This window comes from Prochlorococcus sp. MIT 1303, from assembly GCF_001631965.1.
Lineage (GTDB): Bacteria > Cyanobacteriota > Cyanobacteriia > PCC-6307 > Cyanobiaceae > Prochlorococcus > Prochlorococcus marinus_D.
In genome coordinates, this window is sequence record NZ_LVHK01000034.1 from 29848 (window position 1) to 55570 (window position 25723).

Consider the following 25723-nt stretch of genomic DNA (forward strand, 5'->3'; position numbering starts at 1 on the left):
TGAACTGCATGCTATGTCACTTGTCTTTTCATTAGCTCAGCAAAAAGGCCTTCTTTAGAAATAAGTTGATCAAAGCTACCTATCTGCTTGATTTGACCATCCTGCAAAACAAAAATTCGATCAGCATTACGTATTGTACTCAGCCGATGAGCCACTGCAACTCTAGTAATTGACATCGCTTGCAAGCTTTCAGTAACCATCATCTGAGTACGATTGTCCAATGCGCTTGTCGCTTCATCGAAAATAAGAATCTTGGGATTTCTCACTAAAGCCCTAGCAATACATAATCGTTGTCTTTGCCCTCCTGACAGTGTTCCCCCACCTTCAGGTAAAACAGTTTGCATACCCATGGGCATCTCACGAATGTCATCTGCCATAGCGACCTGCTCTGCAGCTTTCCAGGCTTGCTCTTGTGAAATCAAACTTCCACCAGCAATGCACTCGAACAAGCTGCCAGCCATGATACTGGAATTCTGCATTACGGTTCCAATCTGCTCCCTAATCCGATCCTTACGTAGACCTCTCAAAGGTTGACCATCAAAACGTACCGTCCCTTCCTCAGGATCACCAAAGCCAAGCAGCATTCGTACAATCGTACTCTTCCCAGAACCTGAAGGCCCAACTAGGGCAATAAATTCTCCAGGATTGGCTGTGATGCTTACTTGATCAAGAATAAGAGGCTGATTACTTTCATAACGATAACTAACCCGGTCAAGTGAAACAGCTCCGTTCAATAAACCTGGATCTACAAGATCATCAAGTGCTTCTGGCTTTGCTTCTAGGATTGGACGGGCACGTTCATAAATAATAGGCATATCAAAAGCACCAACAAACAAACTAGCCAGGCTCGCCATTGAACCAATAAAAGTTCCAAAGGCTGAGAAAAAACCAAGTAACTGTCCAATATTTGGACTACTAATGTTGGGATTCTGCAGAGCCTCTGAAGCCAACTTAGTAATTACTATATATAACAATAAGTTGCCAAGGTTAGGTATAATCGTCTGTAGCAATGTTGAGATTGCGTCCTTAGCATCTCTTAGCTGCTCAAGTGTGGTAATACGCCTAAAACTTTCACCCCACCAATGAGCTGCAGCCGATTCAGCTCCAGCCATCCTTAGTTTTGAAACAGAACTAATCAGTTCCAAATTGCGAGTTTGTGCAGCACCTGCAACTATTTGTTGCTTGCGAGCAAGTTCTCTAGACTGTAACCCTACAATTGCTGTTGGTATCATCAACATTAAGGCTACAACAATTGCCAAAACTGTCAATTTAACACTAATCCTCAACATAAAGAGGATGTATATACTGGTAAGTGTGGTTCTAAGTAGCCCCCCCTCAAGTAGGGTCTGAATTTCATTTCGCAGTTGCTCGAGCGCAGAAAACCGTAGTTGGATATCTCCAAAAGTATATTTGCGAAAGAAATCAGTAGATAATGACAACATCCGATTCATGGCTGCAAATTGTGATCGCACCGCGCCACGTTGCTGCGCAATCTGTAATGAACGAGATTTCGTCCATTCAAAGGTTACCCTAGTCAAACCAGCGACACTTAAAATACCTGATATCTGTAAAAGTAGACCAAAATCTTTATCTGGAAGTGCCTGATTAACACCTATTGTGTTAAAAGTTGGTGTTAGCAAGCCTAATAGAGTAGAAGCTAAAACAACTGCAGTAGCTGTACGAAATCCGCCACTTAGAACACCAAGTGTTCCACCCATAAACAATCCAGTTGCTCCCATTCCAAAGATCCACCTTGCTGCCCCAACATCCTTTCCAATTGACAATAAAAAGCCAATAGCAAGGCCAGTTAATAATCCACCGATAATGAATTTCTCAGTTTGTTGAGGCTTTCCATAGGCAAACTTCAACAAGCCGACTGTCGTAAGATCCTCTTCTATAAATCCTGGAAAGACATTAATCATACGAGGATTTAACTGGTTCAGTATATGATTACATTCCTTTATCGGGAGCGGTTTCTGCATTACTGCCGGTTGCCAAACTTGATAACCAGAGCTCTCAGCAAGAAGCACTATCGGAGATTGATCATTGTCATCCTGAAATCCAATCAAATGGCCACAATCCTTGTCTAGTGACATCTCATTCAAAAGGATTTCTCGATGAATAAAACCACTTCGATCCAAAATACTAATCAATCTTTGGCGTGAATCCTTTGGCTCGTAACTTGAATACTTAAGACTACGATTTAAGCGTTTGGCGATAAGTTCAAGGCCAGAAAGAAGTGCATCATTTTGATGATGAATAATACTAATACTATCTAGCTGACCTTCAGAGTTAGTTTCAGTTGAGCTCCCTTCTTCAAAGGACAGAAAAAGTCGCCGCTCTGAGCGATCATCAATGAGATTAGATTGCTGTATCTTCTCCTTATTTTGATCCAAATGTGCCGACATTAAATTATTTACAAACCACAAAAAATCATTCTCTGATGGCTTATCTAGAGTCTGCGATTTTGCAGTTATCTGCTGAGTCTTAATATCTAAATTTTGCTGAATCAAACGATATATGATGATATGCCAAATTTTATCTATATTAGCCTCTAGATTGATTGGATCAATCTCCTCCAAGATGCATGTTGTAACAGCCTTGAGTTGCAACTTAAGACTAGTTTGCTTCAAGGAAAGAACTGGGATTGTATCTCCTGCTTTGAAACTTAGTAGACCACGTCTCTGCAACAAGATCCCTTCCTTGCCTATTGTCTCGGCAACCACAGCCAACTCACCTTGGCGAAGGTAACAGGCCTTTGTTGGCCACGAAATGTATTGGCCAACATTCAAAGATGGAGGTGACATTAGCAATCAACTATTGAAGGTTACTAGCAGTTTTGTTCTGAAATTGCTTACAAAGCCAGTCAAAGCGGGATCCAGCTGTTGTGATACCAGAAAGCATGTCAAAGTCAATGGAATCATCAGAACTACTTACCTTCCCATCTGTTTCCTTTTCTTGACTACGATAAGCCAAGCCCATACTGGCCAGCTGATCTCGACCACGTTGGGAAAGCATACGGGACATCCCTCTATAAAAGCGCATGCCAAATCCAGTATTTGATTGAATCATATCTTTAAGAGCAGCTTTATCTATACCAATGGTTTCCATACCAGTGGCCGCACGTACCGTAGCCGTGGTGAGATTGTATTGACTATTGACCATCGACATCTCTCCAAGTAATTCACCTCGGGTTGAACTGCCGACAATTTTCTCCTTATCATCAATCTGAACACTTACACTTGCATCACCGGCGAGAATCAGAAAAATTTCTGAAAGAGTGTCTCCCTGTCGGATTAATGCCTGGTCCGGCCTAAGGCGATACAATTGCCCTTTACTTGAAATCCAAATAACATCAGATTCCGAAAGATCACTAAACAGCGTTAATACCTTGCGTAAAGGTTCAACAACATTTCCCGAGAACTTATGAACCATTGAATTCTGCTGCTGTATCTGTTGCGAGAGCTTTTGCGCCAACAAGTGATAAAGAGCACGCCCAAGTGAAGAATCATTCTTGATCGCAGAACTTAGGGTGTCCTTGTTGACGGCAAGGATCTCACTCCCTGCTTCGGCCACTACAGTCGCAACAGGCGGACGTGACTCAAGAAATGACATCTCACCAACCAGTGCGCCTTCAGAAAGCTTGGCAAGCAAAACATCATCTTCACTGCGCCTGGAAGTAGTTACAAATAAATTACCATGACGCAAAATATAAAACTCCTTACAATAATCACCTTCGCGAATCAGCGTTAGGGATTGCTTGGCAGAAACAACAGTGGCATTACTTAAAACCCACTCAATCAATTTCTCTTCCGCAATCAAGAAAAAATTAAATTCCATAAACTTCTCGGGTCAAGCCAATTATAATGTATTTTAGAGAAACTCGTTAAGATTACGGATTTAGTTAATAAGTTTCTTTAGTAATATAGCGCCATTCTCGGGTCCCACGGATTATCAATTTAAACAGATGTCCCAAAGCCAAAAGTGACTTGCCATCATGATCCCATCCAAGACAACTTTATTACATCGATAATCAATTGGATTTAGCCTAAGATCTTACATTCCAGCTTTGTGGAATAGGCATGCGCAAAAAGTTCTCATACCTTAAATGAAAACTAATCATTACAACTTTACTTCGTGTTTCGGCTTGATCATTGTTCTCTTACATGAGTTAAAAATTTATTCTGATCATCTAAAAACGTCTCTAGATTTTACGAGTTCATCCAAAACATAGCCAAACAAAGTTGGATCAGGTTCTTCGCTGCCCAAATCCTCCAGCCCCAACTCCTGCCATCGAGCATCCACCCTGCTTTCTAGATCTGCATCCCTGCTGAGTGGCTCGCCCCATTCATGGCGCTTCTCTGGGCCAATCTTAGTGGTGGCATCGATGGCCATCCTGCCTCCAAGCCCTAGATGTTCGCTAGCGAAATCAAGGCTATCGAAAGGGGTGTTCTCAAGTACAAAGAGATCCCTTTGCGGATCCACCTGTGCAGCGATAGCCCATACCACTTGGCGTGGATCTCTCACGTTGATGTTTGCATCTACCACGACAACGAATTTTGTATAGGTGAATTGGGGCAATGCGCTCCAGAAAGCCATCGCGGCACGCTTGGCTTGTCCTGGATAAGACTTATCGATTGCAATCACCGCCAGCTTGTAACTGAGGGCCTCCATCGGTAGAAAGAAGTCAACAATCTCCGGCACCTGTTGACGCAAGATAGGCGTGTAGATGCGGTTCAAGGCGATGGCGAGCATCGCTTCTTCCTTGGGGGGGCGGCCGCTAAACGTCGTGAGGAAAATCGGATTGCGGCGTTGAGTTACGCAGTGGAAGCGCACCAATGGTGAGGACTCCACTCCTCCGTAGAAGCCCATATGGTCACCAAATGGACCATCCTCTAATTCCTCACCTGGCGTAATGGTTCCTTCCAACACCACTTCGCTGTGGCTAGGGACTTTCAGATCCAGTGTTTTGCAGCCAGTGAGACGTACACCCTCTCCTGCATAAAGACCAGCAAAAAGCCATTCACTGAGTTGCACAGGAATCGGAGTTGCTGCGGCCATGATCAGCAGAGGGTGTACACCAATAGCAATGGCTACCTCAAGCTTCTGGCCCATGGCAGCAGCTTTGCGTAGGTGCCTGGCTCCGCCGCGAACGCTCAGCCAATGCACCGTCATAGTCTTTGGCGATTGGCGTTGTAGGCGATAGACCCCCACATTCGGCACTCCCGTCTCCGGGTCTTTGGTAATCACAAGACCGAGGGTGATCACACCACTGGCATCGCCTGGCCAGGGACGGATCAAAGGCAGGTTGTCGAGATTCAACGCATCTCCACGCAGCACCTGCTGATGGCAGGGAGGTGTGAGATCCAGGTCTGGTCGCGCTTTGATCAGATCCCAAAACACACTTGCAAACTGTCTGGTTTCTTGCAGACCCTTTGGCGGCCTTGGTTGCTGCAGCAGAGCCAGACGAGTTCCCAGATCCTCAAGTTGCTGAGCGTTGTCCATACCCATGCTCCACACCACTCGCTCCAAGGTGCCCATCAGATTCACTGCCACTGGCATCGATGAACCAATCACGTTTTCGAACAACAGGGCCGGCCCACCCAAGCCCAGCACCCGATCAGTAATCGCGGCGAGTTCTAAATCTGGATCTACGGGGGCACTGATCCGCCTTAGTTGGCCACGTTGCTCAAGTAGGGCTAGGAAGTCCCGCATGTCTTGGGACGCAGGTCCGGGACGAAGCAGGGGCATGGTTGGTAAGACAGCCAGCAAAATGATCTAGTTACTGTGGCGCACGTCGTTCCCTATCGAGGCTATGCAGCTCGCTTATTTCCATGTGGCCGCGGATGTGCCTCAGGGGGCTGAGCCTGATGCTGCTGTCGTCATCGACGTTCTCAGAGCCACCACCACCATCGCCTGGGCTTTAAACAACGGTGCCGAAGCTGTTGAAACCTTTGCTGATTTGGACCAACTGAGGCAGAGCGCGGCTCAATGGCCGGAGTCTTTCCGTTTGATGCTTGGTGAGCGAGGCGGACAGCGCATTGAGGGATTTGATCTGGGGAATTCCCCCGTCGCTGTGGTGCCCGAGCAAGTGGCTGGCAAAAGACTATTTATGAGCACGACTAACGGCACGCGCTCTTTGCAGCGAGTGCGTGGGGTTCAGCGTTTATTCACTTTGGCACTACCAAACCGCAGAGCTGTTGCAGACCACTTGTTGATGGATCCACCTGAGCAACTTTGGATTGTTGGTAGTGGCTGGGAAGGGGCCTACTCCCTGGAGGATTCTTTGGCGGCCGGAGCATTAGCCGATTTGCTATTGGATGCTGCCGCTGATGAGGCTTGTGTCGTGAACGACGAACTCACTGCTGCACTAGCCCTTTGGCAGCAATGGAAGCACGATCCAGAAGCCTGTCTTCGTCAAGCCAGCCATGGGCAACGCTTAATTGGGCTTGGCGATCACGATGCAGATTTCAGATGTTGTGCTGAATTGGATCGGCTTTCTGTGGTTCCTGTTCAGGTCAAACCCGGAGTCCTTTGTGCCTCTTGAAACCACACTGCGATCTAAAGTCTCGCTCTCTGTTTCAACCCTGTGACCGACTTTCTGGCAGCCGCTTTGCAGCTGACGAGCACCTCGGAGCCAGAGCTCAATTTTGCTGCTGCCGAGGAGCAGATCGAACTGGCTGCCCGCCGTGGTGCGGAATTGGTGGGATTACCTGAAAATTTTGCCTTTATGGGTGATGACGAGCGACGGCTAGAGCTGGCACAAGACTTAGCTCAGCAATGCAGCCGCTTTCTGGTCACCATGGCAAGGCGCTACCAGGTGGTGCTTCTGGGCGGGGGCTTCCCTGTACCTGCAGGAGATAGCAATCACACTGTCAACAGAGCCGAATTGGTCGGTCGTGATGGTCAGCTGCTAGCGAGATACGACAAGATTCATCTATTCGATGTGGATCTACCTGAAGGCAACACCTATCAGGAGTCGGCCACGACTACGTCTGGTCGTGAACTACCCCCGGTCGTGGATGTGCCAGGACTATGTCGAGTGGGACTATCCATCTGCTACGACGTGCGCTTCCCTGAGCTCTATCGCCATCTCGTCGGTGCTGGCGCCGAGTTATTGATGATTCCAGCAGCCTTCACGGCTTTCACTGGAAAAGATCACTGGCAGGTCTTACTTCAGGCCAGGGCCATCGAGAACACCTCCTATGTGCTTGCACCTGCCCAGACAGGTCGTCATTACAGCCGTAGACAAAGCCATGGACATGCCATGGTGATTGATCCCTGGGGAACCGTCTTGGCTGATGCAGGGGTGAGTCAGGGTGCAGCCATTGCTCCTGTGGATAACTCGCACATTGGTCGCATACGCGCGCAAATGCCAAGCCTCCAACACCGGCAGTCAGCACTGTTCTGAGCCAATGGCCTCGGCTCCGTCCCGCCCTCTCATCCTGCTGGTGGTTGGTGCCTTGCAGATCCCTTTGGTTTTGGCAGCGTTGCCGGCTAGAGCGGCAAGCGCTTTAGCGGCCTGGGCACTTGGAAGCGACGGGGTGTTGCAGTTGCGTACATCAAGAGGGGCTCGTCTAGAAGCGTTCTTTCAACCAGCGGATGGTGCCCAGGGAGCAAAGGTCTGGATTGATTTTCCTGGAGAATTGAGCCGCTCCCGCAGCCTGCGGGGTAGCGGGCCGGTGCGTGCGATTCGTTTGGGGAAACCAACGCCTGGATCAACTCGACTGGTGATTGAGTTCAAACCATCAATCTCTCTGAATCCAAATCAGCTCAAGCTGATCGGAACCTCTCCGGACCGCTGGAAGCTCAACTTCGAAGGCTTACCGACCCGTGGGCTTCGCCGTATCGGTGAAGGAGACCTGACAGCATCAACTTTGAGCCGATGGGCTCCTGGAATCCGGATTACCCCCACACGGACGCCTATCAATGCCTCTGGTTTGCCGAATGTCCCCCGCGGGCGCTTTAGAGTTGTCATTGACCCTGGTCATGGTGGTCCAGACCCTGGTGCTATAGGGATTCGCGGTGTGCGTGAGACGGATGTTGTTCTCGATGTTTCCCTTCAGGTGGCCCAGCTATTAGAAGCTCGAGGGGTGCAGGTCATCATGACCCGCACGGCTGATGTGGATGTGGATCTACCGCCAAGAGTGGCGATCGCCAATCGAGTAGGTGCTACTGCATTTGTAAGCATTCATGCCAATGCCATCAGCATGTCCAGACCACAGGTCAATGGAATCGAAACCTTCTATTTCTCTGATTCCCGTTCAGCCAGGTTGGCGTCTCATATCCAGCAACAGGTGCTGAACGTCTCCCCTGGGAGCCCCAACAGAGGGGTCAGACGGGGCCGTTTCTTTGTCATCCGGCGAACCACAATGCCATCCGCCCTTGTCGAGACAGGTTTTTTGACAGGACGGCTAGATGCACCTCGGCTGGCTTCAGCATCCCATCGCCGCAAGTTGGCTCTGGCTATTGCTACTGGCATCCTCAACTATTTGCAGGGGGTCCGTTGAAGCCTCGCTTGGGATTATTTGATAGCGGCGTGGGTGGGCTGACTGTGCTCAGGCGAGTGCTGGAGCGCCATGGGCAGGTGTCTTGCCTCTATCTCGGTGATACCGCCCGAGTCCCCTACGGAAACCGAATGCCGCATGAAATCCGAGTGATCGCCAAGGAGGTTGTCCAGTGGTTACGAGACCAGCAAGTGACTGCGGTTGTGATGGCTTGCAACACCACGAATGCGTTGGCTTCTGATGTGGCTGAAGCGGTTGCGGGAGGGATCCCTGTCGTGAGGTTGATCGATGCAGCAGCCAACATGCTTTCGGAAGCGCGTGTGGGAGTACTGGCCACTCCTGCTGCTGCTGCATCAGGCGCATATGGCAAACAAATTGAGATCTCTCGACCAGGCACGATGGTTATTGAGCAGGGATGTCCGGCCTTTGTGCCATTGATTGAGACTGGTCAACTCAGCAGCGAGGAGCTTTATCAGGCGGCGCGTGAGTATCTGAATCCACTGTTGGCTGCACAGGTGGAAGCAGTGGTTCTCGGATGCACTCACTATCCTCTTCTTGAACCGATCTTGCGTCAGATTTTGCCGCAAGATGTGCGCTTGATTGATCCTGCTATCGGTGTGGCGCGCGAGCTGGATGTTCTGTTGGGTAGCCCAACGATCCCATTGGGAACATCACTGTCGCTGACCTCTACACGGTTCTGCGTGACTGCCAATCCCGAGGGCTTTGCCACACGTGCTACGCCATGGTTGGGCGAGCGTCCTCAAGTTGAGTTGGTTTCACTGCAATGTCCTGCCTGCGCCTCGTAAGATCACTCCACCGAGGGAATCCATGGCCACCGTTACTGAGCTGCTGCAGCCGGTCGAGCTGGATCTTGAGACCCTGCTCACTGATCTGCGCAGCTTGATTGGTGCCGGTCATCCCATTCTTCAAGCAGCGGCAGAGCACTTATTCAGTGCCGGGGGCAAACGCCTTCGCCCAGGCATTGTGCTGTTGATCTCAAGAGCTTTATCTGCTGATGGTGATCTCTCGGCCCGTCATCGTCGGCTGGCGGAGATTACCGAGATGATCCACACGGCTTCTCTTGTTCACGACGACGTCGTCGATGAGGCGGCCACTCGCCGAGGCGTGGCCACTGTTCATAGCCATTTCAATCATCGCGTTGCGGTTTTGGCAGGTGATTTTCTATTCGCACAGGCCAGTTGGCATCTGGCTAATCTTGATAACTTAGCTGTCGTCAAACTTCTCAGTCGGGTCATCATGGACCTCGCCGATGGGGAGGTGAAGCAGGGCCTCTATCGCTATGACACCGGCCAATCATTTGCGACATATCTGGAGAAGAGCTATTGCAAGACGGCTTCTCTGATGGCCAACAGTGTGCAGGCTGCCGGCGTGCTCAGTGGTGAGAGTGTTGAGCATCAGAAATCACTGCATCACTTCGGTCGCCAGCTTGGACTCGCCTTTCAGGTTGTCGATGACATCCTCGACTTCACAGGCAGTGAACAGCAATTAGGGAAACCTGCCGCGAGTGATTTGGCCAGTGGCTATCTAACGGCACCGGCTCTCTATGCGCTAGAGGAGCATTTGGCTCTAGCTCGTCTGATTGAGCGAGAGTTCAGCGAAGAGGACGATCTTGATCAAGCCCTAGAGCTGGTGCGTAATTCGCAGGCTATTTCACGCAGCCGGCAGTTGGCTGAAGATTTTGCAAGGGAATCTCGTGAAGCTATCGCTTGGCTACCAGATTCACCTTGCCAGCGTGCATTAATGGAACTACCTGATTTTGTTTTAAGCCGTCTCTACTGAGCTTTTCAGAGTGCATCCCAAGCCTGCTGGAGATGGTCAAGAACGGTTTTTAACTGAGCGATTTGACGAGGATTCTCATCTTTAAACTTGCCATCGCAATTGATGTGGGCTTCATTTTCGCTCAGCACCCAGACATGACACCCTGCGGCTAGGGCAGCCTGTGTGCCGGCCTGAGAGTCTTCCAATGCCCAACAGGCAGTCGGCTTGACAGCCAGCCGCCGCGCCGCAAGCAGATAAGCATCTGGAGCGGGTTTGCCTGCTGTAAGAGATAGATCATCGCCAAGAACTCGAGTCTTAATCAGTGCAAGCCAGCTGTGATGGATACTTTTAAATGCCACGGCATCTGCCGTACTACTGGAGGCCATGGCCATTGGCAGCCTGTGGTCGTAGCACCAGAGAACCAGTTCCTCTGCTCCAGGCATGGCTTTGGCCTGACTGAGCAGGTGCTTTGCGATCGGCTGGCGCACGGCCAAGAGCTGTTCGATCCCTACCGGGGTGTTCAACCAGTTGTTGACCAGCTGAGCACAATCAAGACGACGCCGACCTTTTAGCATCGACAACTGACTTGTACTGAGACTGGTAGCAAAGACAGCCGCTGTTTGAGACCAGGCCTGAGCATGTAGAGGTTCAGTATCCAACAACACTCCATCTAGATCAAACAAGCAGGCCGCAGGGAAGGACATGAACCAATGCGCCCCCTCTCGGTTGACTTGATTAAAACTCAATATCCAGCTCAGTTATTTTCGATTGGATGCAAGTTGTCAATGGTTTAACAGGAGGTTGTGTGGCCCAACTCATACTTTTAACACCTTTGCTGGAAAAGTGGCTCACCTGGCAAGAGAGACTGCTCATGAGTCATGAAAAGAAGCAGCCATCGCATTTTTAGCTGAAACATGCGATTTTGCATTGAGAGGTAGGCTCTACTTGGCTTGCGGCTTATTGACCTATCAGAGGATCTTATCGTCAATCCAAAGACAAATCTGCCATGAAGCAAAAACTAACACTTGCCAGACAAGCCAAGCATGATGGGATGACTTAAGCAAGACAATCCCCTTACTCAAAGAAAGTTACCATTCAAGGCATTAAACAAATCTCTAAGCTTCCACTCAACTGAAGCAGTGAATATGGCCGCCAAGCAATCATGCAGACGAGATGTTTCAAGACATTCTGGAAGCGCAAGAAAGCCGACATGAGGACGGTCGACACCTGTATGTGTTATTAGTATCTACGTCAGAGGATGAATGCATTTTTCAAGTTTATCAATCGCACAAATTAACTCAGCCGGCATCGCTTTTACAATCGACTTTACAACATAATCACAAGTTTCATATTGAAGTGATTGCGAGTCAATAGATTACCCGCATAGTTGGTCCATCGTTGTGCTGCCATGAGCATTCTTTTCACCGTTAGCAGGAATGTATTTTTTATGACTATATTTGAAGGCCTGCAAGCAGATAGGAAAAGACTTTGAATTGATCATTGTGCTTCGTATTTTTATCTTATTTCAGATTTTTACCCTTTCAATCTGTACTCATTTAGATGCCCTTCAGAGACTGTCGCTTATGGGGTTCGTTTAAACAAGCGTGTCACAGCGCTGTAGTCCCTGCTCTTAATCGCTTGAATGCGGAAAATCACTGGTCATTGATTGCCTTATGTCTCCTGATCCATCCGGCACCATTAAGTCAGTCCTGCAGGAGCAGCGCGTCTTTCACCCCTCCGCAGAGCTGGCCTCACAGTCAATGGTTGGCAGCCTGGAAGCCTATCGTCGGATGGCAGAGCAAGCCAAAACTGATCCTGACAGTTTCTGGGGTGAAGCCGCCCGCACTGAGCTGGAATGGTTTGAACCCTTTGATAGCGTTCTCGATTGGTCGAATCCTCCCTTTGCGCGTTGGTTTGAAGGAGGCACGACAAATCTTTCCTTCAACTGTCTTGATCGCCATCTCAATGGCCCGAAGGCAGACAAAACAGCCCTGATCTGGGAGGGAGAGCCAGGTGATGTGCGGCGCTTCACCTATCGAGAACTTCATGCTGAAGTGTGCAGGGCTGCCAATGCGCTGAAAGCTCTTGGCATTGGCAAAGGTGACCTGGTTGCCCTTTATATGCCAATGGTCCCAGAAGCGGCCATTGCCATGTTGGCTTGCGCCCGTATCGGAGCCCCACATTCTGTTGTCTTTGGTGGCTTTTCCGCTGAAGCCCTTAGAGATCGTTTGGTGGATGGTGAAGCCAAAGCCGTGATCACTGCTGATGGTGGTTTTCGTAAAGACAAGGCCGTTGCCTTGAAGCCGGCAGTGGATGCTGCATTAGCCGAGGGTGCCTGCCCCAGCGTGACGTCGGTGCTGGTGGTGCAACGTACAAAAGAAAGCGTGGTGATGGAACCTGGTCGAGATCAGTGGTGGCACGAGCTTGTGTCAGCTCAATCTCAAGAGTGCGCGGCGGAACCCATGGCGAGTGAAGATCGCCTGTTTGTGCTCTACACCTCTGGCTCCACTGGAAAGCCAAAGGGCGTTGTGCACAGCACGGCAGGCTATAACCTCTGGGCTCACCTCACTTTCAAGTGGATCTTCGATATTCGCGACGAAGACGTCTACTGGTGCACAGCCGACGTGGGCTGGATTACTGGCCATAGCTACATTGTTTATGGGCCTCTTTCCAATGGGGCGACAACTGTGATGTATGAGGGGGCACCACGCCCATCCAAGCCTGGAGCCTTTTGGGAGTTAATTCAGAAGCACGGGATCACGATTTTTTACACCGCACCTACGGCAATTCGGGCATTCATGAAAAGTGGTCGGGCTGTACCCGATCAATACGACATGAGCAGTCTGCGGTTGCTAGGTACCGTCGGAGAACCCATCAATCCTGAGGCCTGGATGTGGTATCGCGAGGTGATCGGTGGTGATCGTTGCCCAATTGTCGACACTTGGTGGCAAACGGAGACAGGTGGGGTGATGATCAGCCCATTGCCTGGTGCGACGCCAACAAAACCAGGATCTGCGACCCTTCCCCTACCAGGCATTGAGGCTGATGTAGTTGACGCACAAGGCGAGCCGGTAGACGTTGACGAAGGTGGATATCTGATCGTGCGACGTCCTTGGCCAGGAATGATGCGCACCGTGCACGGAAATCCTCAACGCTTTAGAGAGAGCTATTGGGAATACTTACGCCCTAAGGATGGCAGTTTCATCTATTTCGCAGGCGATGGAGCTCGTCGAGATGGTGATGGTTATTTCTGGGTGATGGGCAGGGTGGATGATGTGATTAACGTTTCAGGCCATCGTCTTGGCACGATGGAAATCGAATCGGCATTGGTGAGTCACCCGGCAGTGTCTGAAGCGGCAGTGGTTGGAAGGCCTGATGACCTTAAAGGTGAAGCGATCGTGGCCTTCGTCACCTTGGAGGGAAGCAGGGAAGTGAGTGATGCTTTGATTCAGGAGCTTCGTGTTCATGTGGGCAAGGAAATCGGCCCCATTGCTCGACCTGATGAGATCCGTTGCAGTGATGCCTTACCCAAGACCCGCAGCGGCAAAATTATGCGCCGTATCTTGCGGGCTTTGGCCGCTGGAGAGGAGGTCAAGGGTGATACCAGCACCCTGGAAGATCGCTCCGTGCTGGATCGGCTTAGAGCCTGAACACGACCTCGTTCATGGGCTTGCCCAAGAGGAGATCGTTTCCACCAATTGATTGAGAGTCTCGGCCCGGGCGGAGTCATCCGCCCAGTCGCCGAGAAGGTTCTGCCGTAAACCTGCACTGGCTGGGGTGAGGTGATCGCCTGGAAGATGCAAGCTTTGTGTTGCATCTTCCACTCGCTGCTGGAGACTATGCAAAAGGCTTGGGCTCTGATCGAGGCTGTCATCCCCAAAACTCACCAATAAGTTCTGAGGTTGGTGGTAACTCTCGCGGATCAATCGCAATGTTTCATTGGGGCTTGGGCTGAATTCTGTGTAAAAGCCAAACTTTGGTGCAAGTTCGCGAAGCATGGGAATCGAACGATCAGCCGTGAAATTGTTGAAGCTCAATGCCACCAAAGCCCTGCTGTTACGACCTCCATCTGGGGCTAGAAGATGCAACTTGCAGCCAAGGCTATGGCCCAAGCGAAGGGGTGTGGGGAGGGCTCCGACTCTGGCCTCAAGTTGTTGTCGACAACGACGCAAATGTTTCCAAGCTTCATTGGCCTGAGCCTGATGGTCGAAGCCTGGCACATAGCCCCAAGTATGAACCGCCAGATTGTGGTCAGCTAAACCTTCAAGCAATCGTCGGTAGCTGAGCTGGGGGCTCGCCGCCAAATAACTGCCCCCCACCATCTCGACAAGTGCGATTGGCTGAGCTGGCCATAGTCCCCAGACGTTGCCGAGGCGTCTCCATCTGGTCATCGTTTCTTTTTGATTTCCTCCACGACACGACATGCCTCACGCATATGAGCAGGACCATCGAGGAGATTATTAAAAATATTGCGGATTGTTCCTTGGCCATCAATCACGTAAGTAACTCGGCTTGGCAACATCCCAAGGGTGCGAGGAACTTCAAAGGCTCGCCGCAGTGTGTTGTCCTTGTCGCTCAGTAATGCATAGGGCAGGCCATGTCGTTCTGCAAATTGTCGATGACTGATGTCATCGTCTCCACTCACCCCCCAGACTTCAGAACCAAGTTTCTCAAAAGCTGAGTAATTGTCTCGAAAGCTACAAGCTTCGGCTGTACATCCAGGTGTGTCGTCCTTGGGATAGAAAAACAACACGAGTACTTTGCCTTTGAGATCATTACTACGCCGCTTGTTGCCATTTTGATCGACCAGATCAATGGCAGGAGCCTTATCACCAACTTGAAGGGCCATCCAGAAGCTCGCATCTATGACGCACCCTAGAGAGCCCCTTGATGGGTGCGGGAGAATACAAGCAATCGATCGATGAACTCGGCGTGGGGGAAGCAAAGCAGCATCTCTTTGGAGCTGGTCAGTTGGATCTTCTCCCCGATCTCAATGCAGAAGAGGCAGTTGTCACTCCTTCAAAGTCTGTCTCTACTTCAAAGGCTGTCTCTACTGCAGAGGCTGTCTCTTTACCGCAACCTCATGCACCAGTGGCACTGCCTTCATTGCATCGAGAAGCTTTGAGCTCACTGCCAGAGATGCTGCTGATCATCGATACGGAAACCACTGGATTGGATCCGAAGCGAGGTCAATGCCTAGAGGTTGGAGCCATCCTTTTCCATGCACCGCAGCGTGCTGTGCTTGCCCAGCATTCCTTTTTGCTACCTGTGGAAACCAATGCGGCTGAATCAATCAATCGCATCCCCGCTGAGGTCACTCGCTTGGATCAGCCTTGGCGACAAGCGCTGGACTATTTCCAAGCCTTACTGGATGCCGCTGATCTGTTAGTTGCTCACAATGCTGGCTTCGATCGTCAGTGGTTCGGGAAGGATCAGCTTCCAGCTGTCTCCAAGCCCTGGCTGTGCACGATGGAAGACATCGCTTGGCCAGTTGATCGTCAGCTTCGTTCCAGGCCTTCTGTAAGAGATTTAGCTCTCGCTTATGGCGTGCCGGTATGGGCCGCACATCGTGCTCTCACCGACTGCATTTATCTCGCCGAGGTGTTCGCCCGTTGCAAGGATCTCGAAACTCTGCTGCTTCATGGGCTAGAGCCAAGGCGTTTGATGCGTGCCCAGGTGTCTTATGCACAAAGACACTTAGCCAAGGAAGCTGGGTTTCGTTGGAATGATCCAATTCAAGGTGCCTGGACTCGACGCTTAAGTAATCGAGAGGCCGCCAAGCTGGAATTCCAAGTGGTTTCCATTGATCAACAAGAGGAGCAGCCATTGAGTGCATAACGTTGCTTTCGATGGAATCATCCATTTGAGAAAAGGTTGAGCTGCCAAACATCCTTGCTCCGATAGCGTTGAATTCTGATTGATTTCCTTAGTCAAGAGCTGAACTCTCCTAACCGTCTCATCACTTGCTTGCTGCCGCTTTGGAATAGGTGATCAAACTTGCAAGTTCTGATCGGTAGGCAATTAGAAACACTTCACTTAATAAGTTACGACTCTTTGTCTGGGATTAGATCAGCCCTAGGTCACAACCCCATTGATTAGCTTCCTACGATTTTTTCATTGAGCCATTCCGTTCCTTCATGACAAAAACCGATGACTCACCAAGCATGTCTACTTAACTGGCATAAATCAGGAGAATGCGTAGATGAATAACTCATCGATGGATCCCACCCCTCGCTTGGTGAATGGTTCAAGCGATGCTCCTGCCACCCTGCTCTTAGCCCATGGGGCTGGTGCAGCGATGGATAGCCCTTTCATGACAGCGATAGCTAGTGGCTTAGCAGGGGTCGGTTGGCGAGTGGTGCGCTTTGAATTCGCCTACATGGCTAAACAACGCATCAATGGCAAACGCTCTCCACCTGATCCATTGCCGAAATTGAAGCAAGTCTTCCTCGAGCAAGTGGAGATAGAAATTGCAAGTCGGCCCGTCTTCATCGCTGGTAAGTCCATGGGGGGCAGGGTCGCCAGTCTTCTGGCAGATGAACTCTCAGCCAAAATGAACGTACTTGGCTGCATCTGCCTGGGTTACCCCTTTCATCCCTTGGGGAAACCTCAGCAGTTGAGAACTGAACATCTTGCCGTGCAAAAAACGCCAACCTTGATTTTGCAAGGCGAACGCGATGGGATGGGTCGACAAGATGAAGTGGAAAACTACACTTTGTCGCCAAAGGTCTGTTTGCAATGGATCCCTGCCGGGGATCACAGCTTCAAACCCACCCGAAACTCTGGACTCACTGAAGCCGAAAACTGGACCGCCGCAGTGACTCACTCAAGTAATTTTTGCAAGAGACTGCTAAGCATCTGAACATGAACAAAAACCAAAACAATGAACCTGATAACTCACTTGTCCATTGACAGAATCATGCTCATCCTTGTGGCTGGTTCTGTTGTGTTGGCGAGACCAACAGCAAAGAGAAAAGGAGGTTAATAATCATGGCTGTGAAGGAAATCCTGCGTATGGGCAACCCTCAACTGAGGCAAGTGTCCAAGGTCGTCGATGATGTCTCTGCTGAGCAGATCATTTCACTCATCAAGGATTTACGAGACACGATGAAGGCCCATCAAGGAGCAGGACTCGCCGCACCCCAAATTGGTATCCCTTTAAGAGTGGTGCTGTTTGGTGGAGAAGGCCCTAATCCACGCTATCCCGAGGCCCCATCGATTCCACAAAAACTTCTGATTAATCCTGTCTTAACACCAATCGGCTCTGATCTAGAGGATGGTTGGGAGGGGTGCTTGAGTGTGCCAGGCCTGCGGGGCAAGGTGTCCCGCTGGAGTCGGATTCACTACAGGGCGCTCAATGAAGATGGTTTAGAGATTGAGCATTGCCTTGAGGGATTCCCAGCAAGAGTTATCCAACATGAATGTGACCACTTAGACGGGGTTTTGTTTCCCGATCGTCTGGTTGACTCTGCCTCATTTGGCTTCACAGGGGAGTTAAAAACTGCTGGATTAGTCCCTATGAATACAGATCCACATTAGATCACTATAAGCAACCTCTGCAAAAGAAGAGATTGCGAATTGATTAGAAACAAATAGATTTACAATAAAAAGAGCAATAAAAGCCATGAAAAAACAATATCAATACCGAGAAAAGCCCTCGCAATGACTGAAAGAAACGAAAGGTCAAAAGAATTTGATTTTCAGCAGATAATACCAGTAACAATTACAAAAGGAACCAACAAGGTCGAAGGCCTGCAAAAACGGAAAGAAAAACTATTAAGGGAGTAAACAAAATGAACGAATAGACAAAACAAATACTAATCACCACAACACGGCAAGCAAACTCATTGTGGCATTACAAATAAGTTGCCATATGCCTTATTTACTAGAGAGTTGTAAAAATATGTCAAATCAAGACTCAAAGAATAACAAAAGCAAAGCAGGAAGGCATAATACTCTAAGATAGTTAATGTCAGTTAAATATTAAAACCTGAAAAATGATCAGCTGACTGCCAAGGGAATGACATAGTTACCTAATCTTAACTGAAGAGACAAAAAGAATGTCTATTGTATTTCTCACTTGTCTAATATATAGCTAGAGGCGGATTGGAGCGCTAAAGATGCTAAAGCTGCTGAGATCATGCCTTTATCCATACAATGGTAAAATCTCTTAGTAAATTGATCGTCAATTTCAGAAATATCATACCAGTAATACAGCAGAGGTTCAGAAGGAAAACATTCTTGCCCCTGAAATTGCCTTAGGTAATTAGTTGCTTTTATTAGAGAATTCATTATTTCATTGGATAAGTTAATAGGCAAGGAGTTGCGATATAAAGCAAGAGTTAGAATTACAGAAGAGGTCGATATTGGGGAGTCCTCCCATGAGCCATTGGAAACTTGTGATTGCAGAATCCGTTCATAATAACGTGACAATAATAAATAAGTCGTATGATCATCTGGCAGAAGCATTAAAAGCCTAACGACATAAAAACTGGTAAAATAATAATTAGTAAACCAACGACTTTTCCAAAGAGAGTCTGAGGTTACACTGGCTGACAAAAAATCCAAGATCTTTTGGCTATCTAGTAACGAATCGGACAAGTTAAAGTGTTTTAGAATTAGATACGATATCTGGGCAGTTCCATGAATAGAGGGTCCTTGCCAGTAACTAGAGCGACCTTTTTTTACCGTTACAAATAAACCAGTTGTTGTGTCATAAAATTTGTCAATGCAGAGGTTGAGAATACGTTTAATGTGATGCTTCGGCAAACCATTATCAATCAGCCCCTCGAGAACAAGGAGTGAATCCTCTAGAGTAACGCCAAATCCATGATTATATTCCCATAATCCTTCAACTGAAGCCTTAAGCAGATATGACTTAATAGATTGTTCTTTAAAAGCAGACAATAGTAGGCCATAAAAAGCAACGTTACCTTCTGGCTGTGAGCCTAAAAATTTAGGTATTTGTTGATTGAAGGTAAAAACGTGAGCATTTAACAAGGGAGGTAATGGCCTAAAATTGAGAAAACGGTGAGAGGAGGAAATATTATCAATGGTAAAGTTAGCGGCCATTTCGCCAGCTTTGATGGCATTACGGGTTCCGTAAGCGTTTAAGTTATCAGGAGTAAAGGTTGAAAGTTCGCCTCCATAAAAAATCCTATTTGAGAGTACATAATGTTCATGAAAGTATCTATCAACTAAAAGATCTGATAGAACTGGAGCGAGATATCTCCAAAACTTAGAGCGAGATTGTAGCAGTACGCAAGAATCTGAAAGATAGGGTTTAAGAGAAGAGGCCAATTCATGCTCGGAAGGTTTTGCTAAAAACTGACCAAAACGGGTTGATGGGACATAGCAATTAACAATAAATCTAGAATCGTCAACTCGTGTAAAAAAACAAACACTCCATATATGGATAGATGACACAAATGCAGATTGCGCTGGAATAGGTCCAATAAAAAGAAAGACGAAAGAATATCCGCTGATATATGGCGCGGAATGATAAAAATTAAGGCTTTGAGATCTGATAGATTTAATAAACGGAAAAATAGAGGCCGGTGGTGGAGTAACAATCACCGATTTTGCTTGGGCAGAAATGCATTTATCATTGCTTTCAAACTTCACCTCAACTGATGAGTTGAGCTCGGTTAAACTTATTATATTACTTGATAAAGCCACCTGAGCGTTGCTAGGTACTCTAAAAAGATTCATCAAAACTGATTGGTTGGTTTGCGTACGAGTCAAAGAAGGGAAATTATTTAAGCATAATGGTCTTAATGATGGAATACAGTCATAAATTGATCCTGGATGAGTAACTTGAAAAAGTGAACCAACAAGGCTTAACTGATCAGGTGAAAGTAAATCAAGCCTGCCAAAGTTGGGGTTAGTGATTGTGGGTTCAGATCTAGAGTCTGTTTTTATGACTCGCTTATAAAAGCTAGTACTTTGTGGAGATTGATTTGCTATGGCAAGCCTGTCAAAGGCTTCGATAGGTGAAAATGACTCGAACTGAAGAGAGTGAGATATAATAAATAAGATAGATGAGTGTTGAGCATTGCCATTAGTGTTATCCAAGCATGCTGTTTGTGATATAGAATTAAATTGCAGCATCGGTTCCAAGGAATATAATGCTCCTAACTCAGCAGAGGAATCTTCTAGGTTTATTGACTTAACACGACCACCTAAAAATGAGTTTTTCTCTATTAATAAAGTCCGATAATTAGCCAAAGTGCTTAAAGCGGATAATCCAGCACATCCACCTCCAACTATGATAACATCGTATGAATTCATAAGATTTGGTTGAAATGACTAAGGAATCAAAAAGGATGGATATAGGGCCATGCTAAGAAAATTATTATTGCAATGGAGAACTGTCAAGATGTAATTTTAGCAGCTAATACCTATTCAAAGAACAAACTATAGACCAAAGCATTGATTTACGAAAATGCGCAAACTTTTCAAGCAATCATCTCAGCCCAGCAAAGGCATCAATACATTGATATGCATTGGTGTATAAATATTATGCCGTTATTTCCGAGTGTGTATTCAATCTGCCAGACCAATCCTCCATCTTCAGCCTGTGGGATCCGCTGAATAAACTCTCAAGAATTTTTTTCTCACATTCTCTGACAGATTTGAGTATCTATTTTTTTGATTAAAAAAGCTTGACAGTGCAGGCATTTAGGTATATGTGTGCAATGATCAAAGCAAACTATTCAGAGTTTTAACGAATACGCCAGCTTCTTTGTTTGTGTTCGGCAAAAGGCCTTATCATGAATTGCAACACTTTCATTGAGGTCCAGGCATAATGACAAGCCCTGAGAATATTTTATACCGAATATAAATATTGGCATCAATGCTGTGCGTAGCAGTGAGCAAAGCAGATATGCTGATTTTAGTAAAGTGATCTTGCGTCATGGCTTATTCAGTTAACAATATAAATGATCTTATTCCATGGGGCTTGAATCCAACATGGATCGGTAACCAACTAAACCATACCTGGCACGTAGGAACTCATACTGTTAGTCATCACAACCACTATAATCACTGGGCTCATCACCATAATAGCGATACCACATCCCAAGAAAACACTTATGAAGACAACATAAAATATGAAGCCAATCATACCTTTAACAAGGATATGTGGAACACTTATGCAGCAGGAACAAAAGGAATTAGAGGGAACCAGGTTCGTGAAAATGGAGGTTATGGATTAAATGCAAATATTGATGGCGCTATTACTCTAAATCAGGATGTTGGTTCAGTTGTATTAGGGAAGCCAACTGGACAGATTAAAGCTAATGGTGGTCAATCCATGGCATCTAGTTCAGCTAATACTGTCAGAAATACCTCTTCTTCTCCAATAACAACAACATTAAAGGTTACAAAAACCACCTCTGATTCATCACAAAGCAGTACAACCTCTGGCTACACTCAAGGTCATACACTGGATATTGGCACATCGCTAAAACAAACGATCAAGGCAGGTGTTGAAGGAATTGCCAGTACAGAGACGGAAATCGGACTTAATATTAACAACACACTTTCAACAGAGATAAACAGCAGCTCTACTACAGAAACAAGTAATTCAACATCTATAACCTTTGAACGCGCAACATCAGTAACTGTAGACCCTGGTAAAGCAGTAAATGTTTTTCTTACATGGGACACTCAAAAGATTAATGTTCCATGGACATCACCAATTCATGCGGAAGGTAGTTCTACTTACTGGGATAAATATGAGAATAGAATTAATTACAAAGTTGGAGATGCAATGGGTATAGCAAAGAAATTTGGCGTGCCTGATTCTCATTTAATAAAAGGCACGACGGGTAACGTCACTGATTTTGTTGCCTCAGGAATGATTCATAATGTCCATAATTACGATTTCAACGTAAGCGCTAGAGACATCGTACAAAATAACACTGCCACATCGCTGAAAGGATCGAGCTTAGATAAAAATATAGATCATACTAAATTATCAATAAATAGTCACGAGGCACATTCAGCCTCAACTGTATATCTCGATGGCGTCTTAACACATATCGGTCGAGAATATAGAGCAAATGATCATACCGAAAATGGGAAGATTATGAAAGGTACGGATAAAGGAGACCTGATTGAACTAGGTGGAAAAAATCAGGTTGCCTATACATTTGGCGGTAATGATTACGTACTTGGATCAGTACATGCAGATAGAATTTATTCACAAGGCAACGGAATTGGCGGTAATGAAATTCTATCTGGCGATGGTGATGACTATATAGAAAGTTATGATGGATCAGAATATATAGATGCAGGAAATGGTAATGATACTGTTATTGTCGGCGGAGAATCTGGAAAGCTTGATGATATTACACTTGGAAACGGTAGAGACAGCCTAGAGATAAAATTAGACAATAATATTGACGGAGTAGCTTTTATTATTAGAGATGCATCATTAGAAGACTCTATAAAAATACATGGCTCCAACAGAGAACTCCATATTAAAGCATTTGGAGATACAGTTGAAGTGCATGCTGGAGACGATCAGATTGGATTGCTTCATAACTATGCTTCTTACTTTGACTTCGCAGGCAATGAATTACTAAACGTTGGTGTTATGAACAAAACCAAGTTAAGTAGTGGGAAATTAAACAATGAAAACCTGGAAGGTTGGTGGGATGAAATTGTGGTTTCAAGTATTAAAGGAAATGATATAATAACGGACTACAACCAATTCATATCAGACGAGGCCTATTTCAAAGATAACATAAGAAGATCATTGTATCATTTCCTTGGAGGTGATCTTAGCCCAACAGAAGAAATAAGAATAGGCAATGTTGCAACAACAGCTTATAGCTTAAGAGATAATTATAATGATGTTTCCAATCTTTTAATGGCGAGCCTTGAAAAGGATAATGTTTCTATTGGATATTTCAATGACCCACTCGCGTGATGTTCGAGCAGATCATTGGAACAGAACATTTAAATAATTAATTACCAACTATACCTAATACCACTCCTGCATAAAAAATATCCAATAGATTGCACTAATAGGTCATACAGGGTAAAAACACTTATTACTAATAAACTATGGCAAAATCAACTGTTCTAGCTTAAAAGTACAGTTGTTCGTTCGTTGACTAGCATCCCTAAATCAAGGAAATCTATCATGAGATAAACGTTAAATATATATATACAGGCACTAACAAACAGGCAATTTAAGTAATATGCAATGACAAAAGAGGAAATGTTGTATTGGCTATTCCTTCACAACATCACTGATGATTATAAAATGACAGGCAAATGAAAATAGGCTTGAATTATTCAACTAAGCATTTTGCTTAGGGAGATCATAAGACATTCTATTAATAATAATTTGATATATCATTCTAAAAGTGATACTCCAAAATATATTAAACACGTACTGTCTTTTTTTCTCCACATTTAAGGTTTGTGACTGATTATAATGTAAAGAGCATGCATGAAGCTATTGATCATATTAAAATTTGCTAATGTTGATCAGTTTTAATGACTCACACTGCAAAAATATCCTCAGTTAAAGAGAATAAAAACAGCTTATCTGACCACATCAGAAAAGCTTGGGGATTACCTGAAGATGAGTATATAGAGCAGGCAATAAGCGAACTAGGGTCAGTATTATTAGATTTTGGATTTATAACAGCCTGGCATAGCCTGAAGGCAGAGTCAGCGATGAAAGGAGTCGAGTTATCTAATGAGCAACACCATCTAGTTGTTCAACTTGAAATGTTCAGCTCTGAGCTACTAGATGAGTTATTACGGATACAGTCACCACGTGAACTTAAAGATGACTGCCGCATAATCGGACTATTGCACCATATTCAGACGGCTGGCAAAGATCTTCCTTCTAACATTGGAGAACTAGCGGCATTGCCTCGAGATGCATTTGATAATTATATTTTGACGTCTCTCATCAGTAGAGATCATACAACAACTATCAGAGTAATAGAGGTTCTTAAAGGATCTACGAGATTGTCAGAATCATATCAACACTACATCACATCATATAGCTCTCCATTAGTCCACAGAAATCTTAGAATAGCCAGCCAATGTAAAAAATCTATTAGTCCATGGAGAGAAATTAGCGATGCTATTGACTCATTAGTAGAAGTAGTATCATATATTCACGACATGCAGTATTCAGATGCAAAGAATATATGTAATCAGGTTTTGGCGGTATTACCAAATTTACAGGAAGCAAAGTTTCTAAATAGAGTAATCGAGCATTATCAATCAAGTGTGAATGACAAGCCAGACATCGACCCTCTCATGCTTTATGGGTCAGAGGTTCTTGGAATAAGCTGGGCAGATGTCTGGGATAAATATAAAAATACCGATGATATTCGTAAATACATTAATAATATTAAGTCGATGAAAGCATTTGACAGAAGTTTGTACAATAGAGCACAGTTTCTCACTATTCAGTGTAATTATCAGGACGAAAAATACGAATCACTTTGGAAGGAAGTAGAGGCATTGAATGATAATTTAATAAGGGTTAGTCAATATGATGTCTTTAGCCTGACTGCATTTGCAACTCGTCTAGAGGGATTGTCAGCCATGCCAGTTAATTACAACGAATATGAAGATAGTATACTTAACCATATTACATTTATCACTGGATTGCCGGGCCCTCATTTTTCACGTCTGCGTAGTTGGCTAGCACATTCAGAGGATGTGGCGTGTATGTACTCGGATCAAGTCTTGAAAGGCATGGCCCAATATGTATATGACAAGTTTGAAGAAAAATACCCCAGCTCAATAGAACAGTTAGATACTGATGATCTTTTACAACTTAGAAAAATATATTTACTACATCTTGCCTTTTGCTATGGGGACAGGCAAATCGAGAGAATAATAGACATAATACCATCGGGGTTCAAGCATATTGGATTACTGTCTCTTATTTTCCCAGAGGCAAAGTTTATAGCGATCCATCCAAATATCTATGATCATCTTAAATTTAGCTTCATGTCATTATTTGGCTTTGATAGTTCTCACGCAAATGCTACGATGAGTGAATTGGTAGGTTATGCATATGATTATTCATTAATAATAGATGGGTGGAAAAAGCATCTGGGTCCAAAGCTAGATTATGTAAATCTAGATATCTTTAAATTGTCTGATTACGACGACCTGAAAAATTTGATTATTCCAGAAAGTGCTAATATAAAGCTCATGGATATAAAGCCCACCCTCGAGATGCCCAAACGCCCTAAAGTACCTATTGAAAACGTTGAGTCAAAGCTCTTAGAGTTTGTAGACGATATAAATGAAATCAATGAAAAGGTTAATATGCTACAAGGAGCTTAATTTGCAAAGGAAAGATCCCCCACCAGCATATTTTGATACATTTCCTGAAAATTGGAGGGAATTTATCGACAAGTTGATTATAGACCATCCAAACCATAGGA

Annotated in this window: 18 protein-coding genes; 11 read left to right on the forward strand and 7 right to left on the reverse strand. The window is 45.9% G+C overall.

The window, feature by feature from the left end; all coding sequences use genetic code 11:
- Positions 1-11 precede the first annotated feature (11 nt).
- From PMIT1303_RS03085 to PMIT1303_RS03095, 3 genes are all read right to left on the reverse strand, one after another.
- Positions 12-2726, reverse strand: coding sequence for an ATP-binding cassette domain-containing protein (locus PMIT1303_RS03085; protein WP_231901275.1), 2715 nt, complete (start codon positions 2724-2726; stop codon positions 12-14).
- Positions 2727-2817: 91 nt separating this feature from the next.
- On the reverse strand, positions 2818-3840 hold the full coding sequence (locus tag PMIT1303_RS03090; protein ID WP_063397464.1) for a cyclic nucleotide-binding domain-containing protein: 1023 nt from the start codon (positions 3838-3840) through the stop codon (positions 2818-2820).
- A gap of 348 nt (positions 3841-4188) precedes the next feature.
- Positions 4189-5751, reverse strand: a complete 1563-nt coding sequence (locus PMIT1303_RS03095; protein WP_063397495.1) for a UbiD family decarboxylase — start codon at positions 5749-5751, stop codon at positions 4189-4191.
- A gap of 64 nt (positions 5752-5815) precedes the next feature.
- Here PMIT1303_RS03095 and PMIT1303_RS03100 point away from each other — a divergent pair, with 64 nt between their 5' ends.
- The 5 genes from PMIT1303_RS03100 to sds are packed head-to-tail and all read left to right on the forward strand — an operon-like array spanning position 5816 to position 10307.
- A complete protein-coding gene (locus PMIT1303_RS03100; RefSeq protein WP_063397465.1) occupies positions 5816-6547 on the forward strand; it encodes a 2-phosphosulfolactate phosphatase family protein in 732 nt (243 codons plus the stop codon).
- A 42-nt stretch (positions 6548-6589) separates the two neighbouring features.
- A complete protein-coding gene (locus tag PMIT1303_RS03105) occupies positions 6590-7411 on the forward strand; it encodes a carbon-nitrogen hydrolase family protein (RefSeq protein ID WP_063395465.1) in 822 nt (273 codons plus the stop codon).
- A gap of 4 nt (positions 7412-7415) precedes the next feature.
- The gene (locus PMIT1303_RS03110; RefSeq protein ID WP_063397466.1) at positions 7416-8510 is read left to right on the forward strand and encodes an N-acetylmuramoyl-L-alanine amidase; all 1095 of its coding nucleotides are present in this window, start codon (positions 7416-7418) and stop codon (positions 8508-8510) included.
- Positions 8507-9313 (forward strand): glutamate racemase, encoded by an 807-nt coding sequence (murI, locus tag PMIT1303_RS03115; RefSeq protein ID WP_063397467.1) that lies wholly within the window; start codon positions 8507-8509, stop codon positions 9311-9313. Before PMIT1303_RS03110 ends, murI begins: the two co-directional genes overlap by 4 nt.
- A gap of 22 nt (positions 9314-9335) precedes the next feature.
- Positions 9336-10307, forward strand: coding sequence for a solanesyl diphosphate synthase (gene sds, locus PMIT1303_RS03120; protein ID WP_063397468.1), 972 nt, complete (start codon positions 9336-9338; stop codon positions 10305-10307).
- A gap of 5 nt (positions 10308-10312) precedes the next feature.
- Here the strand turns inward: sds and PMIT1303_RS03125 are convergent, their stop codons facing one another.
- Positions 10313-10990 (reverse strand): HAD family phosphatase, encoded by a 678-nt coding sequence (locus tag PMIT1303_RS03125; protein ID WP_063397469.1) that lies wholly within the window; start codon positions 10988-10990, stop codon positions 10313-10315.
- Positions 10991-11959: 969 nt separating this feature from the next.
- Here PMIT1303_RS03125 and acs point away from each other — a divergent pair.
- Positions 11960-13936 carry an acetate--CoA ligase gene (gene acs, locus PMIT1303_RS03130; RefSeq protein ID WP_063397470.1) on the forward strand — a complete coding sequence of 659 codons (1977 nt, stop codon included), beginning with the start codon at positions 11960-11962 and terminating at the stop codon, positions 13934-13936.
- 12 nt (positions 13937-13948) lie between these two features.
- On the opposite strand, the gene PMIT1303_RS03135 is transcribed toward acs, so the two are convergent.
- Together PMIT1303_RS03135 and PMIT1303_RS03140 are read right to left on the reverse strand one after the other, a co-directional pair.
- The gene (locus PMIT1303_RS03135) at positions 13949-14677 is read right to left on the reverse strand and encodes a DUF1350 family protein (RefSeq protein WP_063397471.1); all 729 of its coding nucleotides are present in this window, start codon (positions 14675-14677) and stop codon (positions 13949-13951) included.
- Entirely contained in the window at positions 14674-15135 is a 462-nt protein-coding gene (locus tag PMIT1303_RS03140; RefSeq protein WP_063397472.1) for a peroxiredoxin, read from the reverse strand. The genes PMIT1303_RS03135 and PMIT1303_RS03140 overlap by 4 nt, the downstream gene beginning before the upstream one ends.
- A 41-nt stretch (positions 15136-15176) precedes the next feature.
- Between PMIT1303_RS03140 and PMIT1303_RS03145 the strand changes: the two genes are divergently transcribed.
- From PMIT1303_RS03145 to def, 3 genes are all read left to right on the forward strand, one after another.
- Complete coding sequence (locus PMIT1303_RS03145; protein ID WP_063397473.1) at positions 15177-16124, forward strand: 3'-5' exonuclease; 948 nt, start codon at positions 15177-15179, stop codon at positions 16122-16124.
- A 364-nt stretch (positions 16125-16488) separates the two neighbouring features.
- Complete coding sequence (locus tag PMIT1303_RS03150) at positions 16489-17148, forward strand: alpha/beta family hydrolase (RefSeq protein ID WP_063397474.1); 660 nt, start codon at positions 16489-16491, stop codon at positions 17146-17148.
- Between the two features lie 128 nt (positions 17149-17276).
- Positions 17277-17825, forward strand: coding sequence for a peptide deformylase (gene def, locus PMIT1303_RS03155; protein WP_063397475.1), 549 nt, complete (start codon positions 17277-17279; stop codon positions 17823-17825).
- 537 nt (positions 17826-18362) lie between these two features.
- Here def and PMIT1303_RS12750 read toward each other — a convergent pair.
- On the reverse strand, positions 18363-20576 hold the full coding sequence (locus tag PMIT1303_RS12750; protein ID WP_074159193.1) for an FAD/NAD(P)-binding protein: 2214 nt from the start codon (positions 20574-20576) through the stop codon (positions 18363-18365).
- 625 nt (positions 20577-21201) lie between these two features.
- On the opposite strand from PMIT1303_RS12750, the gene PMIT1303_RS03165 reads away from it, so the two are divergent.
- Together PMIT1303_RS03165 and PMIT1303_RS03170 are read left to right on the forward strand one after the other, a co-directional pair.
- Positions 21202-23223, forward strand: a complete 2022-nt coding sequence (locus PMIT1303_RS03165; RefSeq protein WP_156486887.1) for a hypothetical protein — start codon at positions 21202-21204, stop codon at positions 23221-23223.
- Between the two features lie 575 nt (positions 23224-23798).
- Entirely contained in the window at positions 23799-25622 is a 1824-nt protein-coding gene (locus PMIT1303_RS03170; protein WP_063397478.1) for a hypothetical protein, read from the forward strand.
- The last annotated feature ends 101 nt before the right edge of the window (positions 25623-25723 follow it).

Bases quoted from the DNA above. Each gene is read 5' to 3' on its own strand.
- PMIT1303_RS03095 (WP_063397495.1), bottom strand. From the start codon at position 5,751: ATGCCCCTGCTTCGTCCCGGACCTGCGTCCCAAGACATGCGGGACTTC.
- PMIT1303_RS03090 (WP_063397464.1), bottom strand. From the start codon at position 3,840: ATGGAATTTAATTTTTTCTTGATTGCGGAAGAGAAATTGATTGAGTGG.
- acs (WP_063397470.1), top strand. From the start codon at position 11,960: ATGTCTCCTGATCCATCCGGCACCATTAAGTCAGTCCTGCAGGAGCAG.
- PMIT1303_RS03145 (WP_063397473.1), top strand. From the start codon at position 15,177: ATGGGTGCGGGAGAATACAAGCAATCGATCGATGAACTCGGCGTGGGG.
- sds (WP_063397468.1), top strand. From the start codon at position 9,336: ATGGCCACCGTTACTGAGCTGCTGCAGCCGGTCGAGCTGGATCTTGAG.
- PMIT1303_RS03110 (WP_063397466.1), top strand. From the start codon at position 7,416: ATGGCCTCGGCTCCGTCCCGCCCTCTCATCCTGCTGGTGGTTGGTGCC.
- PMIT1303_RS03150 (WP_063397474.1), top strand. From the start codon at position 16,489: ATGAATAACTCATCGATGGATCCCACCCCTCGCTTGGTGAATGGTTCA.
- PMIT1303_RS12750 (WP_074159193.1), bottom strand. From the start codon at position 20,576: ATGAATTCATACGATGTTATCATAGTTGGAGGTGGATGTGCTGGATTA.
- PMIT1303_RS03135 (WP_063397471.1), bottom strand. From the start codon at position 14,677: ATGACCAGATGGAGACGCCTCGGCAACGTCTGGGGACTATGGCCAGCT.
- def (WP_063397475.1), top strand. From the start codon at position 17,277: ATGGCTGTGAAGGAAATCCTGCGTATGGGCAACCCTCAACTGAGGCAA.
- PMIT1303_RS03140 (WP_063397472.1), bottom strand. From the start codon at position 15,135: ATGGCCCTTCAAGTTGGTGATAAGGCTCCTGCCATTGATCTGGTCGAT.
- PMIT1303_RS03165 (WP_156486887.1), top strand. From the start codon at position 21,202: ATGGCTTATTCAGTTAACAATATAAATGATCTTATTCCATGGGGCTTG.
- PMIT1303_RS03100 (WP_063397465.1), top strand. From the start codon at position 5,816: ATGCAGCTCGCTTATTTCCATGTGGCCGCGGATGTGCCTCAGGGGGCT.
- PMIT1303_RS03125 (WP_063397469.1), bottom strand. From the start codon at position 10,990: ATGTCCTTCCCTGCGGCCTGCTTGTTTGATCTAGATGGAGTGTTGTTG.
- PMIT1303_RS03170 (WP_063397478.1), top strand. From the start codon at position 23,799: ATGACTCACACTGCAAAAATATCCTCAGTTAAAGAGAATAAAAACAGC.